Origin of the sequence: Numidum massiliense (assembly GCF_001375555.1) — a bacterium.
In the GTDB taxonomy this organism is placed as follows: Bacteria; Bacillota; Bacilli; order Thermoactinomycetales; family Novibacillaceae; genus Numidum; species Numidum massiliense.
Genome location: NZ_CTDZ01000009.1, coordinates 3,510,388 through 3,527,628, shown reverse-complemented (window position 1 = coordinate 3,527,628; position 17,241 = coordinate 3,510,388). Strand labels below are relative to the sequence as shown.

At 51.8% G+C, this 17,241-nt stretch carries 14 protein-coding genes; 4 read left to right on the top strand and 10 right to left on the bottom strand.

Annotated elements, in window-relative coordinates; all coding sequences use genetic code 11:
* Positions 1-8: 8 nt before the first annotated feature.
* From BN1247_RS16530 to BN1247_RS16500, 7 genes are all read right to left on the bottom strand, one after another.
* Positions 9-1,562: a PTS transporter subunit EIIC gene (locus tag BN1247_RS16530; protein ID WP_054951350.1), complete on the bottom strand. Its 1,554-nt coding sequence runs from the start codon at positions 1,560-1,562 to the stop codon at positions 9-11.
* 495 nt (positions 1,563-2,057) lie between these two features.
* Positions 2,058-2,798, bottom strand: coding sequence for a MurR/RpiR family transcriptional regulator (locus BN1247_RS16525; RefSeq protein ID WP_054951349.1), 741 nt, complete (start codon positions 2,796-2,798; stop codon positions 2,058-2,060).
* A gap of 164 nt (positions 2,799-2,962) precedes the next feature.
* Positions 2,963-3,907, bottom strand: coding sequence for a hypothetical protein (locus BN1247_RS16520; protein WP_054951348.1), 945 nt, complete (start codon positions 3,905-3,907; stop codon positions 2,963-2,965).
* Positions 3,908-3,966: 59 nt separating this feature from the next.
* Complete coding sequence (locus tag BN1247_RS18475; protein WP_054951720.1) at positions 3,967-5,898, bottom strand: ABC transporter ATP-binding protein; 1,932 nt, start codon at positions 5,896-5,898, stop codon at positions 3,967-3,969.
* Positions 5,899-6,170: 272 nt separating this feature from the next.
* Positions 6,171-6,719 (bottom strand): DUF420 domain-containing protein, encoded by a 549-nt coding sequence (locus tag BN1247_RS16510; protein WP_054951347.1) that lies wholly within the window; start codon positions 6,717-6,719, stop codon positions 6,171-6,173.
* 525 nt (positions 6,720-7,244) lie between these two features.
* Entirely contained in the window at positions 7,245-7,556 is a 312-nt protein-coding gene (locus BN1247_RS16505) for a YunC family protein (RefSeq protein ID WP_054951346.1), read from the bottom strand.
* Positions 7,557-7,771: 215 nt separating this feature from the next.
* Positions 7,772-8,050, bottom strand: coding sequence for a DUF6154 family protein (locus BN1247_RS16500; RefSeq protein ID WP_231633349.1), 279 nt, complete (start codon positions 8,048-8,050; stop codon positions 7,772-7,774).
* A gap of 88 nt (positions 8,051-8,138) precedes the next feature.
* Here BN1247_RS16500 and BN1247_RS16495 point away from each other — a divergent pair, with 88 nt between their 5' ends.
* Entirely contained in the window at positions 8,139-8,618 is a 480-nt protein-coding gene (locus BN1247_RS16495) for a QueT transporter family protein (RefSeq protein ID WP_054951345.1), read from the top strand.
* A 182-nt stretch (positions 8,619-8,800) separates the two neighbouring features.
* On the opposite strand, the gene BN1247_RS16490 is transcribed toward BN1247_RS16495, so the two are convergent.
* Together BN1247_RS16490 and BN1247_RS16485 are read right to left on the bottom strand one after the other, a co-directional pair.
* The gene (locus tag BN1247_RS16490) at positions 8,801-9,625 is read right to left on the bottom strand and encodes a sulfite exporter TauE/SafE family protein (RefSeq protein ID WP_054951344.1); all 825 of its coding nucleotides are present in this window, start codon (positions 9,623-9,625) and stop codon (positions 8,801-8,803) included.
* A 42-nt stretch (positions 9,626-9,667) separates the two neighbouring features.
* The gene (locus tag BN1247_RS16485; protein ID WP_147675272.1) at positions 9,668-10,522 is read right to left on the bottom strand and encodes a DUF72 domain-containing protein; all 855 of its coding nucleotides are present in this window, start codon (positions 10,520-10,522) and stop codon (positions 9,668-9,670) included.
* A 97-nt stretch (positions 10,523-10,619) separates the two neighbouring features.
* On the opposite strand from BN1247_RS16485, the gene shc reads away from it, so the two are divergent.
* From shc to galU, 3 genes are all read left to right on the top strand, one after another.
* The gene (gene shc, locus BN1247_RS16480; RefSeq protein ID WP_054951343.1) at positions 10,620-12,506 is read left to right on the top strand and encodes a squalene--hopene cyclase; all 1,887 of its coding nucleotides are present in this window, start codon (positions 10,620-10,622) and stop codon (positions 12,504-12,506) included.
* 228 nt (positions 12,507-12,734) lie between these two features.
* The gene (locus tag BN1247_RS16475; RefSeq protein ID WP_054951342.1) at positions 12,735-14,507 is read left to right on the top strand and encodes a glycosyltransferase; all 1,773 of its coding nucleotides are present in this window, start codon (positions 12,735-12,737) and stop codon (positions 14,505-14,507) included.
* A 147-nt stretch (positions 14,508-14,654) separates the two neighbouring features.
* Positions 14,655-15,596, top strand: coding sequence for a UTP--glucose-1-phosphate uridylyltransferase GalU (galU, locus tag BN1247_RS16470; RefSeq protein WP_074011209.1), 942 nt, complete (start codon positions 14,655-14,657; stop codon positions 15,594-15,596).
* Between the two features lie 236 nt (positions 15,597-15,832).
* On the opposite strand, the gene sufB is transcribed toward galU, so the two are convergent.
* Positions 15,833-17,230, bottom strand: a complete 1,398-nt coding sequence (sufB, locus tag BN1247_RS16465) for a Fe-S cluster assembly protein SufB (RefSeq protein ID WP_054951341.1) — start codon at positions 17,228-17,230, stop codon at positions 15,833-15,835.
* Positions 17,231-17,241 lie beyond the last annotated feature (11 nt).

Below are 17,241 nucleotides of genomic sequence, written 5' to 3'. Positions count from 1 at the left end.
CCTACCTGTTACAATTTCTCGTCGACAGCGTTACGGACAAACTCGACCTGCGGCCCGTACACGATGTGGACGTGCTTCTCGGCCGGTAAGAAAAATCCGGTGCAACCTGACGTCTGTAACAGATCTTTATCGATGACGCGCACATCGGCTACGTCAATACGCAGACGGGTAATACAGTTGTCCACGTTGATGATGTTCCCCTTACCGCCTAAAGCGCGCACGACGATGTCGGCAATCTCACCGTAGCGCTTCTCTTTAATTAAGGTGTTATCGACGTTTTGCGATTCTTCGCGACCAGGCGTCTTAATGTCAAACTTCGTAATCGCCCAGTAGAAGAAGAAATACGTCACGACCGCAAGGCCTAAACCGATTAAGACGAGGAAAATCCAATTCGTCTTTTCATAGAGCAAACCGAAAATCGCAAAGTCAAAAATCGTGCCGCGGATGTAGCCGATTCCTACGCTAGCGAAGGAGAGCAAGACCGCGCCGATCCCAACGATACAGGCGTAGGCGACGTACAGTAACGGAGCGATAAACACGAACGTAAATTCTAACGGCTCGGTCACGTTCCCGAGTACCGCAGTTAACACCATCGTAATTAACATCGATTTAACGACAGGGCGGTTCTCCACGCGCGCCGCGCGGTACATCGCCAGCGCAATCGCTGGGAACAAGAACAGCGTCACTAACATTTGCTGTTGCGCCATAAAGCGCGTCAGTTTCGGCAACATCGCCCAGTATTCACTGTTCGGCCCTTGGTTGAACAACACTTCCGTCATCGCCGGGACGACCCCGACAAACGTTTCATCCCCGATCACATAACTGCCACCCGCTTCCGTAAAGCGGAACAGCGCGTTCCACACGTGGTGTAACCCGAACGGAATAAACAGCCGTTCACCGGCAGCGGTAAAGAATGGCCCGACGGCACTAACGAACACAACTGACAATTTCATTAGGATTCCGACAAAAAACTCCCAAATGAACGGCAGCACGGCGCCAATCGCGATCATAACGCCGATCGTAATAATCGGTACCGATTTTTTACCGGAGAAGAAAGCTAAGGCGGTCGGTAACTCCAAGTTGTAGTACTTGTCCGTCGCCCAAGCGGCAATTAACCCGGTAATGATCCCCCCGGCGGCGCTTATATTCATCGTCTGAATCCCGAGGACGTTAATTTGTCCCACTTGCGTCATCACTTCTGGATCAGCCATTTTGCCCGTCAACGTCAACCAGACGTTCATCGTAATGATGAGAGTCAAGTAGCCGACTGTTGCCGCAAATACGGAAATCCCTTTATCTTTCTTACTCATCCCGTAAGCGACACCCATCGCAAACAGTAGGGGAATATTGTCGAAAATAATGCTAGCAATGGTACGAATACTGACGAGGATGGCGTTAACGTTATCATTGCCTAGAAATGCAAAGCGTTCGATCATGTACGGCTGCACTAAGGCGCCGCTAATCCCAAGGATCATCCCGACGGGCGCTAACACGCCAATCGGCAAGAGCAGCGTGCGACCAAATCTTTGAATCGACTCGCTGAATTTTCCCTTCCTTTTCATAGGTACATTCTCCTTTTTTTAGGTCATGCCACGTGCTTGTGTTTGTTTACTTGCTTGAAAGGTACTCACCACTTGCTAAAGCAACTTACGACTTATGATTCCTCAATCTGATGCTTGAACAGATCCTCACATGAACCTCTGGATCTCTATACATCTAAACATAAGTGATACACCATGGTGTGTACCCTTATACTAGCATGCGCCTATCTTTACAAAAAGCGCTGACACGTTATACTTAGTGACTTAGGTCATGGCTCCTGACCTAGGTCATCCGTCATTCTGTTCGCCAAACAAAAAAACGCCCCCTGGGAAAGGAGCGTACCCCATCTCCTGATGCGCACCGTAGATGGGAAGGGTTATTCCGGACAGAGTTACCGCACACCGTGGGATCGCACAGCATGGCCGAACAAACTCATCGGACATCGTAAGCAGTCAAGGGATTGCTGTTTCGGACATCGTAAGCAGTCAAAGGATTGCTGTTGCCGAATTGGCAGGTTAAACAGCCTCGCCCAAATAGTTGATTAACAAATCGATCAAAATAAAGAAGCCGATGCGCGAGATCGTATCGTCGCGCTTCGTATCCCAATTGTCCGTGTGACAATACAAATGGTAATCCGTATAACTCGTCAACGTATTTGATTGAAACGAGGTCATACTGATGATTTTCGCCTTTTTTAATTCAATTTTTTTAGCTGTTTCCACGATTTTTTTCGTATTGCCCGATAAGGAAATTAAAATGACCACATCTTGATCTGTCACTAAATTCGTAAACGACTCCGATAAATTGTAGTCCTTAATAAAAATGCAGTGAATCCCTAAAGAGAAGAGCAAATGTTCCAAGTAATAGCCCGCTGCCTTGCTCGTCCCCCGCGCCATGACGAACAAATTTTTGGCGTTTAAGATGACGTCCACGCACCGCTTTAATTCCTCTTCCGATACGAGCGAAAACGTTTTGTCGATACTGCGCCGTAAATTTTCCGTAATAGGTAATCTTTGTTGGCTCACTTCATTTTTGGCCGCGCGCACGACGTTGTTAATATGGTATTTTAACTCTTTGTAGCCACTGAATCCCAGTTTTTGTGATAAATTAATGATGACCGTTTTCGATACAAACGCTGCCTCGGCTAAGTCATTAATGTATAGGTAAGGGATTTCTTCGGTATGATCGATCATATATTTCAACGCTTTTTTCTCACTAGCCGTTAGTTCATCGTAACTGTCGAGAAAATTGATCATGCTGCAGCCTCTTTTATTCACGTAAGTTATTTTCAGTATAGCACATCGCGAGCGCACACTTGAACGGCAGCTACGACAATGGAACGACTATTTGTCACCGTGTGGAGGGGCAATTTACGTCTCGCGAAAAGCTGGTCACACCAATGATGTGAGCACGTCGAGCACTAGGCACTCGTGGGCAGAGACTCAGGGGTTGTCTGATTGTAGTCCGAATAGGCGACCGTGAACAGGGCGGTCAATGTATGGGTTGTGCCGTCGCGCGCGGTACCCACCCACCGCACGTGTACCGCCTGCCGCTCAATAACCCGTTCCGCGTGAATGTGCGCCTCTAAGTGCACCCGTTCTAAGCGGAGCTGAGATATCTGTGGCAGGCGAGCTTGGACGTAACCGGAGAAAGCGGTGAGCCAATCGGTGGGAAGCTTGTTCGGCTCATGTGATCCGTCGTTTTTCATTAATGACGTGAGTAAAAGTTGGGCAACGGGCGGCATGCGTTCATGGGTCAGTGCAAGGCTGATCACTTGTGCCCCGTCCGGCGCGCGCTTGTGCTCAATCTTTCCCGGCAAATCAGCGACGAGTGCATCGAAGAAGGTGGCCGCCGCCTGTGGTGTTCTAAAGTTGGCTGCAGACGACTGTTTCGTGCGCGTGACAGCCCCTTCTCTTTCCTTCGCTTTTCGCCGGTTTACAGTTCGATCGTCCAAACGGTTTACCTGTTTGGCGGTCGGCAAGGTGATCACTTGTGCGTGCGCTCGATTAGTGCCGCCGTCACTTCGAATAACGGTTTCTGTACCGTTTTCCCGGTGCACAAACACCTCATTTTGCTTTCCGTTTTCTAAAAAAACCGTCTGCTTACTCAGTGCGTGTCGTTCTCGATTTTCCTTTACCGTCGAACGTATACAAACGACTTGCTGGCCGTTATCGGTCACTTCCAATTGAAAAACTGCCTTTTTACTTTTGGCGGTGCGCGTCCTGTAGACGGCCTGTTTATACGCTTCATAAGCTTCTGCGTTTGTTATATTGTCTTCGTATTTCGCAGCAGCGACAGTTGGGACACCTAATCCCACCAATGTAAGCGTTAAGGTAACGCTCAGTGCGACCGTTCGTATGCTCACTCGTTATGACCTCCCTACTATAGCATGTGTCACTTGTACCTCCTTCATCATTCGTCCCGTCACTTAACTTTTTTTGGAACGGTGTTATGGTCGTCCACAGGTCCGCCTGACCCGAATTGCTGTTCCGCTAGCTGACGGTACAAGTCGTGATCCGCAATTAAAGACTCGTGCGTACCGACTCCTGTAATACGCCCTTTTTCCACGACGACGATTTGTGCTGCCCCGACGACGGTCGACAAACGGTGGGCGATGACGAGCGACGTGCGCCCTTCCATTAAATTCGTCAACGCATGCTGCACATACTGCTCAGACGTACTGTCCAAATTGGACGTCGCCTCATCCAACAAAAGGATTTGTGGGTTGCGAAGTAGTGCCCGCGCGATGGCGATGCGTTGCCGCTGCCCGCCAGACAGTTTAATGCCGCGTTCGCCGACTTCTGTCTCGTACCGCTCGGGCAATTCGTCAATAAACAACGCCGCATAAGCCATTTCCGCGACGCGCACAACTTCTTCGTCGCTAACGTCGCGCTGCAAGCCGTACACGATGTTGTCGCGAATCGTCCCGGCGATGATCGGGCTCTCTTGCGACACGTAGCCTAAGCGGCTACGCCACGCCGTGAGCGGCAGTTGCTCGATCGGCTGGCCGGCGTACAAAATTTGCCCGCGATCCGGGCTGTAAAACCGTTCGAGAAGCGCGAACATCGTCGTTTTTCCACCGCCACTCGGTCCGACGATCGCCGTAATCTCCCCCGCGGGAAAAGTGACGTCAACGTCGTGCAGGATGGTTTCACCCGGTTTATAGGCGAAAGTAACGTTTTTAAACTGGATGTCTCCGATAAAACTTTCCCCACGTTCCCCGCCTTCACTCTCTCGCCGGACATGCTCCTGGCCCGTACGTTTCCCGCGAACATGCTCCGAGCTGACGCGTTTCACACCTTCATGTGTCTCACTTACGTGCTCTTCACCTACATGATCCTCGCCTATGCGCGACTCACGAACATCTCCCTGACCGATACGCTCCGCTTCCTCAAGCGGATGATCGAGGATGAGCTGGATGCGCGCTGTCGCCCCCATCGCTTTTTGCAATTGAGTAAAAAAGGTGGCAAATTGGCTAAACGGGACGATGATTTGGAACAAGTAAATGATGATCGCCACGAGCGCCCCGGCAGATAACGTCCCAGCAGCAACTCGCACGCCGCCGTATCCGAGCACTGCCACGAGCAAAATCATCATCACCGACGTCATGAGCGGTGATAGGACGGCCTGAATTTTTGCCTCGCGCAACCCGAGGCGGAACAGCTTGTCGATTCCTGTCCGTCCGTGCCCCCACTCTTTCTCCTCGGCGTTGTTCGACTTGACGAGGCGAATATCCGACAACACGCGACTCAGTCCGGCCGTAAAGCCTGCCATTTCATCTTGCGTCTTTTTCGAGATGGCGTACATTTTTCGCCCGGCCGGCATAATGATCGCCAACGACAGCGGGACGGCCAACAGTAAGATAAGCGTCATTTGCCAGTCTAAGTACAGTAAAATAGCGACGGCGCCAACGATAGTGACGATTCCAGAAAAAAAGGAAATAAGGTGGTTCGTCATTAAGTTGGTGACGACGCTCGTATCGTTCGTTATGCGACTCATCGTCTCCCCCGATTCGTGTTCGTCAAAAAAAGACACCGGCAGCGCCAGTGTTTTTTGCCACAGGCGTGAACGCAAGGAAGCGACGACTTTCAGTCCGAGTCGCGTCATCGCGTAAAAAGAGAGGCCGGCAAAAAGCGCCTGCAACACGAAGGCGCCGATCAACAGCGCCAAAAGCCGCCCATCGAGGGATGCAGTGGTCACTTTATCGATTAATTGTTGCATGAATAGCGGCGCCACGAGGCCAGCTGCCGTCTCCAGTAGACTTAATGTGACGGCAACTGCCAGAATCGCCTTTGACAACTCTGTTTCTTTAATTAGATTTAAGAACGCCTTCCAGTCGTTTTTAGACTGCTTCATCGGCAACTGTTTCCCAGCGGGTTGTTTGCTGTGGGCATTGCGCAACGAAAAGCCCCTCCTGTCGTACACAGTGTAAACGCCGTTCGACGTAAGCGTCCGACATTTTTCTACTAGTAGTGCGCCTCATTCGCGTCCGCCGGATAGATGCACGCTTGCCGGATGTGATTTGCATCGGGTGCGTGTTTCTGTCTCCGCCACAAACAATTCGTTATCAGCCAGGTATGATGTGGGTTCGCCGTTAGCATATGTGCGTACACGCCTATTTCTCGCTGTTAATAGTACGGGGCGATCATTATATAGACGAGCACGCCAGTTAAGCTGACGTACAGCCAGAGCGGCATCGTCCAACGGGCAATTTTGCGGTGCCGGGCAACTTGCATATTCAGTCCGCGCGCAACTGTGAACAGGGCCAGCGGGACGATCACTGCGGCCAACACGATATGCGATACGAGGACAAAGTAGTAAATGCCCGCGAGTAGCCCGCTGCCGCCGTACGCCGTCGACTCGGCGAGGGCGTGATACGTGACGTAAGAAATGAGAAAGAAAAACGTCGTCGCAAACGCCGCGTAAATGAAGCGACGGTGTGCGACAATGTTTTTGCGCTTAATCATAATGAGCGCAGACAGTAAAAATAAGAACGTAAAGCTATTGAAGATCGCATTTAACAGCGGTAAAAGCGTCAGATCAAAACTCGTTTCCCCTTCGATTTTCGGTAAAAAGGACAAAGCGGCAATAACCGCGTACATAACGATTGTCAGCACGATGATCAGAGGCGTGTAATTGCGCTGTTTGACTGGTGGTGGCGTAGCATGTTGTTTCATACGTTTAACATAGCTCCCTCGTCGTTATAATAACTTTATTTTACCATAAGTATCGTTATGGTGTGAGGAGTGAAGATCGTACAGCTCTGTGAATACGACGCGCGTTGGCGTGCGAATGACAGGCATAGACGGGACTCCCAGCAGAGTCCCCGCCCCCCGACGGCACATGGCGTGGCTATTGTTGCTGGTTGCCGCTTGCTGGTTCCCTACTTGCTGCTTCCCTGCTTGCAGGTGCCGGTTGTTCGTCGCTAGCTGTTACAAACAGCGCGTCATACGGTGCGGCGTATGATCGCGTGAGTCTGCCGAACGATGTCACTTCTTTTTCGACACGATCGCATTGCCGTATCGACAGCAGTCAACTTATTTCCCGGGAAAAGGTGCGCTATTTCCTACGGTGAAAAAATTGTCGTATCACATGAAAAACCCCCGAGAATATTCCCCTGGGGGTGGGATCCATCTTTTCATGCTGTAGGAAATGCCTGTTCACGACACGTCGTCACGTTTTTTCTAATGTGTCTTTTTCAATCAATTTGCGGCCAACATGTTGCGCAGCGCTTCGCGCCCAGTCATACCTGGCAGGATGCCGAAGCTTTCGGCGGTATATGTCACAGACTCGAGCGGCGCAGCTAACAAGTCTTCCAATGTTCTCACGCCAATTGCGCGTGCGGCGACAATTTCCCGTTCCTGTAGCCGTTCGTTCAACAGCGCGATGTCCAACGCCCCACACATAATGTAACCGACGTCGGTCGCCACGATGAGCAACTTCGTCTTCGGCAATGCCACCTCGATGCCAGTTACGGTCGTGTCATCCACTTTTAGTGGCTTTAATTCAATCACGCCCGCTGCCCCCTCCTTGCGCTTCACTTTATACAACATATGAGGGAGGGGGGCAGCAAGTGCCTATTCGAAGAACAAAACAATTATATGTATCAGTCAAATCGTTCGGTATGCATGTGTACCAAGACCTTTTAAAGGTAACAATCACGTAGCGCCTTTCTAAGCAACGCTGCGAATGCTCGTATCCGTCGCGGCGAACCCGAAAACAGTGATCGTCAATGGTACCTGAGCGACTCCGGCGCGTCCATTCCTTCCAAGATCCCCTCCTTAATCATTCGCACCTTTAACAGTTCGATCAAGTAAAGGCTGAACATTTGCTTCACTTCTTCGTCGCTCATTTCCTCGAGCAACTTTACGAGGTCTTCGCGCCGCTGTTCGTTTAACACACTCCAAATCAACATAATCGCTTCATTTTCGTCCCCGGAGAACTGTTCCTTGTAAAAGGCGAATAAGTCGTCGACAAATCGCATGTTTTCATCCTTTCTGTACATCATATCGTCGCGCGATCGTTGCTGTATGCATTCACCTGAATGTTATTATATAATGTATGCCTAATAAGTAAACAGCGAAAGGGGGATATATATGGCGCGAAAAGTAGCGTTCGTCGGCGTCATCGCCGCGATCTACGTCACACTAACCCTTGCTTTTGCCCCTCTTTCTTACAGTTTTATTCAATTCCGTATTTCCGAGGTCATGACGGTGCTCCCGTTCCTTACACCACTCGCCGTTCCCGGCTTGTTTATCGGGGCGCTGATCGCCAACTTGTTTAGCCCGCTTGGGGCGCTCGACGTCATCTTCGGCAGTCTCTCGTCGCTAATCGCAGCTTATTTGACGTATAAAATGCCGTCCAAATGGTTGGCGCCACTGCCACCAGTCATCGTCAACGCCGTCATTATTGGCGCCGTTGCCGTCTACACGCTCAGTATGCCCGCCGATGTCGGTTACCTTGCGGCAATGGCATACGTCGGGCTCGGCCAACTAGGTGTCTGTTACGGGTTAGGGCTTCCGGTGTTATTCGTGTTACTGCGTTTGAAGGAACGCGGCGCGTTTCAGTTACGTTAAGTGAGTTGCTATTGCGAGGCATTGAGTAAGTTGCTATTGCGAGGCATTAAGTGAGTTGCTATTGCGTTGAATGAAGAAGCAGACGCCCACTCGGATCCGCCCACGCCCCGCGTAATCGTCCGCACCTTCACACCGTTACTTTTAATTGTGTGAAGGTGCTTCGAGCTATGGAGCTACCGCGATTACGCCGTTAAACCGCCCCAAATCATGTACACGCCGAGTAGGATAAAAATGACTTGCAACACCGTCACTAACAATGACACGCTCATGCGCCGCGAAATCGCCGCACCGAACTTGGCTCCGAGCCACGCCCCGGGAGCCAACCAAAGGACAGCCCACCAGTACACATTGCCGAGCACGGTGTGAGTGACACTGCCTGTAAGTGACGACAGAAAAATGACGAACATAGACGTCGCCGTCGCCAAGTGGGGCGGAAACCGAAATAAAAGTACCATTAGCGGTACGAAGAACAGGCCGCCGCCGATGCCAAACAACCCGCCGACGAGACCGATCATAAACGTCAACACGACGGCAAGTAACGGCGAGTAGCCATACACGTACGTCTTGCCTTCTTCATCTTCGTAATGCCGCTTAACCTTCCACGCAACTTGCCCTTCGCGGCGCGTGTTCCCACGCTTTAACAACAGTGCGACGACAACAATGAGCACACCGAACAGGACATTAAACAAAGCAACACTTAAATGAGTGCTAAAAAAGGCGCCGACGTACGATCCGGGACCGCTGCCTGCAAAGAAGAGCAAACCGCTTTTAAAATCGACTCGCCGTTGCCGCGCATAAGCGAACGTCGCCGACAACCCGTTAATGACGACGACGACGAGCGCACTCCCTGCGGCGACCGCCGGCGTAATACTCGCAAAGTCAGGCAGCGTACCCGCTAACAACAGCAAAACTGGGACGACGACAATCCCGCCGCCTAGCCCAGCTAAACTACCGAGTGTCCCTGCGAGAATTCCCGTAGCTAACAATAAGGCCCAATCCCACGCCATCCATCCCATCCTTTCCGTATTTTCCTCATTGTACACGACGCCTCAAAACCATTCCAATTGGCGGGGGGCAAGCCCGCGATAGCGGATTCCTAACAAATCGATCATCTCCCGCGCATTCGGTACAGCATCCCCTTTTGAATTGTTGTTAAACAAAACATAAACGTGTGCTGCTTGTTCAGCCAGCGCACGCAACCGATCGGCCCATTCACGTAGTTCCCGCTCATTGTAGCGATAATTGTAACGCACGGCACGCCAATTGTCCTGACCGCGATTCACCCACCCTGCGCGGTTACGTCCGTGAAAGCGGACGAGTACTTTCTCGGCATGCGTGACAACAGGGACGATCGGCACACACCCGGAGCCGACTTGCGGCTCGTCGCAAACGACGTGCACGAGCTGTTCTTGTCGCAAAAAGTTTAAGGTAGCTTCTTTATAGCGCGGCGAAAACCAACTCTGGTGCCTAAATTCGACAGCGAGTGGCAAATCGTTGAAAAAATCGCGACATTGACGAATGTATGCCACGTACTTTTTTTGGCAATCAACCCAAGGCGGAAACTGGAACAACACGGTCGCTAATTTTCCGGCTTCGCGAAGCGGGCTTAAGGAATCGCGAAATTCCGTGAAGACGTCTTTAGCCCTTTTCCCCTTAAGGTCGTCGCCGCGCTGGTGGCCAGTCATACGTTGGTGTGCCTTCACGACAAATTGGAAGTTGTCCGGCGTTTGCTTCGCCCATGACGCGAAATTGCGCTGCGGTTGTAGCGCATAAAAACTTGCATCCACTTCGACGAGCGGGAAGTGACCCGCATAAAGCGACAGTTTTTCACTCGGTCGCGTGCCCGCCGGATATAGTTGTTCGTGGTCACCCCAACCCGTTACACCAATAAAAATATGTGTCACGTTTACCGTACTCCCCCTTGGCGTTGAACCATAAAGAATCGAACGGAATACGTTAATTATAGGCTATTACCAGCATAAAGAAAGGATTTGTCTACTGATGAGGGAGCAGATAAGGGCAGAAATTCGCCGGATCGCCTACCGTCTACAAGCTTTGCAAAAACAAGACGGCACGTGGCGGATGTGCTTTGAAAGCGGACCGATGACCGACTCGTTTACAATCGTTTTATTGCGTGCGTTAAACATAAACGACGAACCGTTCATCCAAAAGTTGGCGAAACGCATTGCGAGCATTCAAGACGACAGCGGTGTGTGGAAACTGTACGTCGATGAGCCCGGCGGCAACCTTTCCGCAACGGTCGAAGCGTACTACGCCTTGCTCAGTTCCGGTTACTACAAGGCGACGGACCGCCGCATGATTGCCGCGCAGCAATTCATCCACGAAGCGGGCGGCTTACATAAGGTCGGCCCGATGACAAAGGCGTTACTCGCTGCTACGGGGCAAATTCCGTGGCCACGTCACTTCAAAATTCCGGTAGAAGTCGTCTTACTCCCGCTTTCGTTCCCGCTCAATTTTTACGATTTTTCTGGCTATGCGCGCGTGCACTTGACGCCGATTTTCGTCGCCGCTGACCGTAAGTTCGTCCTGCACAGCGACAACTTGCCGAGCCTACCCCGCTTGTTAAGTTTCGCGGGCCAAGAAGGCGAGGAACAATCGTATCACGCCTTGGCGAACGAAGACAATACGCTCGCCTTATCCGTCGGACAGTTGATCCAGTCGGTACCGCTCTTGCCGCGGCAAATACACGAAACGGCGCTAAACAAGTCCGTCAACTACATGTTGGCGCGCATCGAAAGCGACGGCACGCTATACAGTTATGCCAGTGCCACCTTTCTCATGATTTTCGCCTTGCTCGCCGTCGGTTACCCGAAAAACCATCCGACCGTCCGCCGTGCGGTCAAAGGGCTTAAGACTCTCGTGTGCCGCACAGACAACCACATCCACTTACAAAATTCGACTTCGACTGTTTGGGACACGGCCCTGCTGAGCGCTAGTTTACAAACGGCCGGCCTCTCCGCCTCGTCCCAAGTTGTAAAAAAAGCTGGCGCGTACTTGCTTTCTCGGCAGCAAAACACGTACGCCGATTGGTCGGTGCACAGCCCGGACACCGCCCCGGGTGGCTGGGGTTTTTCCGACATCAACACGATTAACCCCGACAACGACGACACGACCGCCGCCCTACGCGCCATTTACCGCCTGTCCAAAAAAAGTGACACGTACCGACACGCGTTTCGGCGTGGCTGTCAGTGGCTCCTCTCAATGCAAAACCGCGACGGCGGTTGGGCTGCTTTCGAAAAAGACGCTAACCACGAGCTACTCCGCTTAATTCCGATCGAAGGGGCTGACGCCGCCGCTACTGACCCGTCGACAGTCGATCTAACCGGACGCACATTAGAACTTTTCGGCAACTATGCCCATTTAACGGTGCGCCACCGCGCGATCCGCCGCGGCACGGAATGGCTGGTCCGACACCAAGAGCGGGACGGTTCGTGGTATGGGCGCTGGGGCGTCTGCTACATTTACGGCACGTGGGCCGCCCTCACCGGTCTACGCGCAGTCGGCGTCTCCCCCGATCACCCTGCGATCGCACGCGCTGCCCACTGGTTGACGCGCATCCAAAACGAGGACGGCGGTTGGGGCGAGTCGTGCAGCAGCGACGTCGAAAAAGAGTACGTGCCACTTAAAGCGAGCACGCCGTCGCAAACGGCGTGGGCTGTCGACGCGCTCATCGCCGTGCACGATGAACCGACTCCGACGATTACACGCGGGATTCGCTATCTCCTAAACACAGCGAATAGACGTGACTGGACGACGACTTATCCGACAGGGGCAGGTTTACCCGGAAATTTTTACATTAACTATCACAGCTACCGCTACATCTGGCCCTTAGTCGCTCTAGGTAACTACTACAAAAGGTACCATTAAACAGCGCCGCAACGTACCGTAACGATGTCGTTAAGTGCGGTTAAACTTTTTATTTGCCAAAAAGTCCACGGAAGGTGCAACCAAACGCCTCCCTCGAACGTCTAATTGGTTAAGAGCATGTGGAATGTTTTGGAAGCTAATCAAAACGATCTACGTGTAAAGAAATGTCCTTGGAGCTATTTCTTAATCTCCCTAATCCGGCACAATAAGAGGAGGATGTTGTTCGTAATGAGGAGAGTCACTCCAATATTTGTATTTAACTCCCTTAATACGCAAAGAGGCGGACTGACGAAGGCCGTATTGACGCGGGCAAATACGTTGAGCGACCACTTCGACTCAGTCCACTTTTTTACTCTAAAGTTTCAGCGCAACCATCGCGAGATTATTGACAAGTTGTATCAGTCGAACGCCCTCGATGCACGCGTACAAACCTACAACATGTTTCTCGATTTAGACCCGTTTAAAGAGGAGTCGGCTGTGGACGGAGCTGCTGCATATGGAGCTACCCCTAACGAACGTGGACGGTACGCGCCTGTAGATGTCACTCCGCACGGAGATCGAACGGCTTCTCCTATGGGTGTTACACCTGACACGGGAGAGCGTGCTGTTTCTCGAACCACTACTTGCGAAGGCAAACAGACGACGGCTGCGGAGATTACTCTCGCGCAACTTGGTGCGAATGGCATCGTTAAGATCGAAGACAAGAAAGCACCATCTCTTTCATACCGCTGCTACCGTAATGGCCTATACGTCCATTACGAGCGCTTCGACGAAAACGGGCAGCTCGCGTTTATCGATTATTTTAATGAAAATCGGCACCGCCTCCGCCGCGAAGAATTTAATGAGCAAGGGGACCTCGTCCGCATTCGGCACATGGACCTCGTCACGAACAAGCCGAGTTTGGACCGCTATTTTAGTCGCAACGGTAGTTGTTATTTGACGACGTGGCTCGACAGCAAGACAGGAAAAGTCGGGCGCTGCATCCTACTCCAGCCGACGACGCGCGAATTCGGTAGCTTCAACGACTTGTGCAGTTTTTGGATCACGCAAAAAGTCGCTTCCATCCCACACGCGGTATTAATGTCCGACGCGCGCGATACGGATGCGATCGTCTTGAATGTCGAAAACACAACCGTCAAGCGGGTTGCCGTGCTACATAACAATCACTTCGACGAGCCTTTTACGATGGGTGCTCCCGTACGGGGCAGATGGAAGACGTTACTGCGCAACTTTGACCGCTTTGAACGCATCGTCTTTCTTACGCGCGAACAGCTCACAGACTTTCAGCAGCAATTCGGCGCCCACGACAACTTTTGCGTCATTCCGCACAGCGTGCCTACCATCGCTGTGCGACTTCACGAACATCCGCACGAGCCCGACGACTACCATCCACACCTCGTCGTCACACTCGCGCGCTACGTGAAACAAAAGCGGCTCGACGAGGCAATTCAAGCGTTCCGTCACGTCGTGCAGCGCGTGCCCGAGGCGCGTTACGAAATATACGGGTTTGGCGAGGAAGAAAAGGCACTCAAGCAGTTAATCAAAAAGCTTAAGTTGGAGAAGCACGTACGCTTAATGGGCTTCACGCGAGATGCTGCGGCCGTGTACCGCCGCGCCGCTTGTTCAGTGTTGACCTCTGACTTCGAAGGGTTCGGACTCAGCTTGACGGAAAGTTTAGCTGTAGGGACACCAGTCGTCGCGTACCAGAGTAAATACGGACCGCTAGACATCGTTCGCGACGGCGTCGACGGTTACCTCGTCCCAAAAGGAGAACAAAAACTGCTGGCGAATAAAATTGTCCGCATTTTGCGCAAACCGGCACTACGCGAAAAGCTGTCGCGCAACGCGGTAGCCGCGAACGAACGGTTCAGCGTAGAAAAATACCGTCAGCAGTGGCTCTCACTGATTGCTGAAGTTGCACCTGCCCCGGAAACAGAAACAGGAGCAAAAGCGGGAACGGAGGCAGAGAGCCGCGTAACGCCCCGCATGCGGGCTCAGTGAGTAACATAAAAAAGCGAGGATAGCGCAGAAACCGATGCTACGAAGGGGTAACGCCTAACGTTTTCTTTCGGACAAACGTGTCGGCATCGGCGTAGCTTTCGACCGTCGACATACTCATAGTACGAGATATGGAAAAGGAGAACCGCAATGAAAGTCAAAAAAGCAATTATCCCGGCGGCTGGCCTCGGGACGCGTCTGTTACCAGCGACGAAAGCACAACCGAAAGAAATGCTGCCAATCGTCGATAAACCTGCAATTCAGTACATCGTCGAAGAGGCAGTCGCCGCCGGTATCGAAGATTTGATCATCGTAACCGGACGCGGCAAACGCGCGATCGAAGACCACTTTGACACATCTTATGAACTCGAGGAAACTTTGGCGAAAAGGAAGAAGGTCGAGCTCCTCGCGGAGGTGCAAGCCATCTCGCAACTCGGAAATGTCCACTATATTCGTCAAGGCGAAGCGCAAGGTCTCGGTCACGCCATCGGCTGTGCTAAGCGATTCATCGGGGATGAGCCGTTTGCGGTCTTACTCGGCGACGACATCGTGCAATCCGACGTCCCGTGCATTAAACAGTTACTCGAGGTGTACGAGGCGCACGGTGGCCCTGTCGTCGGCGTACAGCCCGTCCCGGAACGCGATGTCGTCAAGTACGGCATCGTCGACCTAGTAGAACGTGTCAGCGAACGGGTCGCGGCAGTCAAGGCGATGGTAGAAAAACCAGCCATTGCTACGGCGCCTTCTCGTTTCGCCATCATGGGGAGATATGTGTTAACGCCGGATATCTTCGAACTGCTAACGAGGCAGCAGCCGGGAACGGGAGGAGAAATTCAACTGACCGATGCGCTCAACGCGCTCGCGAAACAACGGGCTGTCTTTGCCTACAACTTCAGTGGGCGCCGTTACGATACAGGGGACAAATTGAACTTTATCAAGGCGACGATTGAAATGGCGCTCGGGCGGAAAGACTTGAGTGGCGAACTACAGCGGTATTTAGAGTCCCTCGTTAGGCGCTTAAGAGACGATCGACGCCATACAGATCATACTGATCAAACTGATCATAAGGATCGTACGGGCGTGCATTCATAGTTAGTCGCTAAAAGCCAACCGACGATAAGAAACACCCTCTTGAACATTGCAAGAGGGTGTTTTTAAACATCTGCAGGCATGGCTAATCTAAAAAATATGTCCATCTCTAATACTATGCTTTCAGTCGAAACGAAAGAGGGCGTTATTGTTATTAAATAGAAAGTCATAAAAAAATTACCCTTGCCACAGACGTTGCTGTGACAAGGGTTTCGTTTATAAACCGATACTGCCTTATATTAACCAATACTGCCTTCCATCTCGAATTTTATCAATCTATTCATCTCCACCGCGTACTCCATCGGGAGTTCTTTCGTGAACGGTTCGATGAAGCCCATGATGATCATTTGTGTCGCTTCTTCTTCCGTCAACCCGCGGCTCATCAAGTAGAACAGTTGGTCTTCACTCACCTTACTGACAGTTGCCTCGTGTTGCAAGGTGACGTTGTCGTTTTTCACTTCGTTGTACGGAATCGTATCTGACGTCGACTGATCGTCGAGAATGATCGTATCGCACTCGACGTTCACTTTCGAACCGCCGGAGTTGCGACCGAAGCTCGTCAGACCGCGGTACGTCACGTTCCCGCCGTGCTTGCTGATCGACTTAGAGACGATCGAGCCGGAGCAGTTCGGAGCGTGGAAAGTCAGTTTCGCGCCAGAGTCTTGGTTTTGCCCCTTACCGGCCACAGCGATCGACAGCACGTCACCCCGAGCCCCTTCACCCTTCATAATGACAGCGGGGTATTTCATCGTCACTTTCGAACCGATGTTGCCGTCGACCCATTCCATGTGCGCGTCGGCGTGCGCCACGGCGCGCTTCGTCACTAAGTTGTACACGTTCGGCGACCAGTTTTGGATCGTCGTGTAGCGGCAGCGGGCGCGGTCTTTGACGATAATTTCTACGACGGCACTGTGCAAGGAAGCGGTCGTGTAAATCGGCGCGGTGCACCCTTCGACGTAGTGGACGAAGCTGTCTTCGTCGGCGATAATGAGCGTCCGTTCGAACTGCCCCATGTTTTCCGTGTTAATGCGGAAGTACGCCTGTAGCGGCACTTCGCACTTAACACCTTTCGGGACGTAAATGAAGCTGCCACCGCTCCAGACGGCGCTGTTCAACGCGGCAAACTTGTTGTCTGTCATCGGAATGACGGTCCCGAAGTACTCTTTTACTAACTCAGGGTATTCCCGGACAGCCGTATCCGTGTCGCAAAAAATGACGCCTTGGTCTTCCAAGTCTTTCTTCATGCTCTGGTACACGACTTCAGACTCGTACTGAGCGGAGACACCGGCGAGAAACTTCTGTTCTGCTTCCGGAATCCCTAACTTGTCAAATGTGTTTTTGATTTCTTCAGGTACTTCTTCCCAGGTCTTTCCTTGCTTCTCCGACGGTTTCACGTAATACGTGATGTCATCGAAGTTGAGTTCACTTAAGTCACCGCCCCACTTTGGCATTGACTTTTTATAGAAAACGTCTAACGCCTTAAGACGAAAGTCCAACATCCACTGCGGTTCGTCCTTCATGCGCGAAATTTCTTCCACAATTTCACGCGTTAAACCGCGCTTCGTGCGGAAGATGGAAACGTCTTTATCGTGAAAGCCATATTTGTACTCGGAGAAATCCGGCAACTGTTCAGCCATCGTCTTCATCT

What these genes read in the sequence shown, in the direction of transcription:
- BN1247_RS16510 (WP_054951347.1), bottom strand. Translation starts at nt 6,719, where the DNA reads ATGAAACAACATGCTACGCCACCACCAGTCAAACAGCGCAATTACACG.
- BN1247_RS16495 (WP_054951345.1), top strand. Translation starts at nt 8,139, where the DNA reads ATGGCGCGAAAAGTAGCGTTCGTCGGCGTCATCGCCGCGATCTACGTC.
- BN1247_RS16500 (WP_231633349.1), bottom strand. Translation starts at nt 8,050, where the DNA reads ATGATGTACAGAAAGGATGAAAACATGCGATTTGTCGACGACTTATTC.
- sufB (WP_054951341.1), bottom strand. Translation starts at nt 17,230, where the DNA reads ATGGCTGAACAGTTGCCGGATTTCTCCGAGTACAAATATGGCTTTCAC.
- BN1247_RS16530 (WP_054951350.1), bottom strand. Translation starts at nt 1,562, where the DNA reads ATGAAAAGGAAGGGAAAATTCAGCGAGTCGATTCAAAGATTTGGTCGC.
- BN1247_RS16490 (WP_054951344.1), bottom strand. Translation starts at nt 9,625, where the DNA reads ATGGCGTGGGATTGGGCCTTATTGTTAGCTACGGGAATTCTCGCAGGG.
- BN1247_RS16525 (WP_054951349.1), bottom strand. Translation starts at nt 2,798, where the DNA reads ATGATCAATTTTCTCGACAGTTACGATGAACTAACGGCTAGTGAGAAA.
- shc (WP_054951343.1), top strand. Translation starts at nt 10,620, where the DNA reads ATGAGGGAGCAGATAAGGGCAGAAATTCGCCGGATCGCCTACCGTCTA.
- galU (WP_074011209.1), top strand. Translation starts at nt 14,655, where the DNA reads ATGAAAGTCAAAAAAGCAATTATCCCGGCGGCTGGCCTCGGGACGCGT.
- BN1247_RS18475 (WP_054951720.1), bottom strand. Translation starts at nt 5,898, where the DNA reads ATGAAGCAGTCTAAAAACGACTGGAAGGCGTTCTTAAATCTAATTAAA.
- BN1247_RS16475 (WP_054951342.1), top strand. Translation starts at nt 12,735, where the DNA reads ATGAGGAGAGTCACTCCAATATTTGTATTTAACTCCCTTAATACGCAA.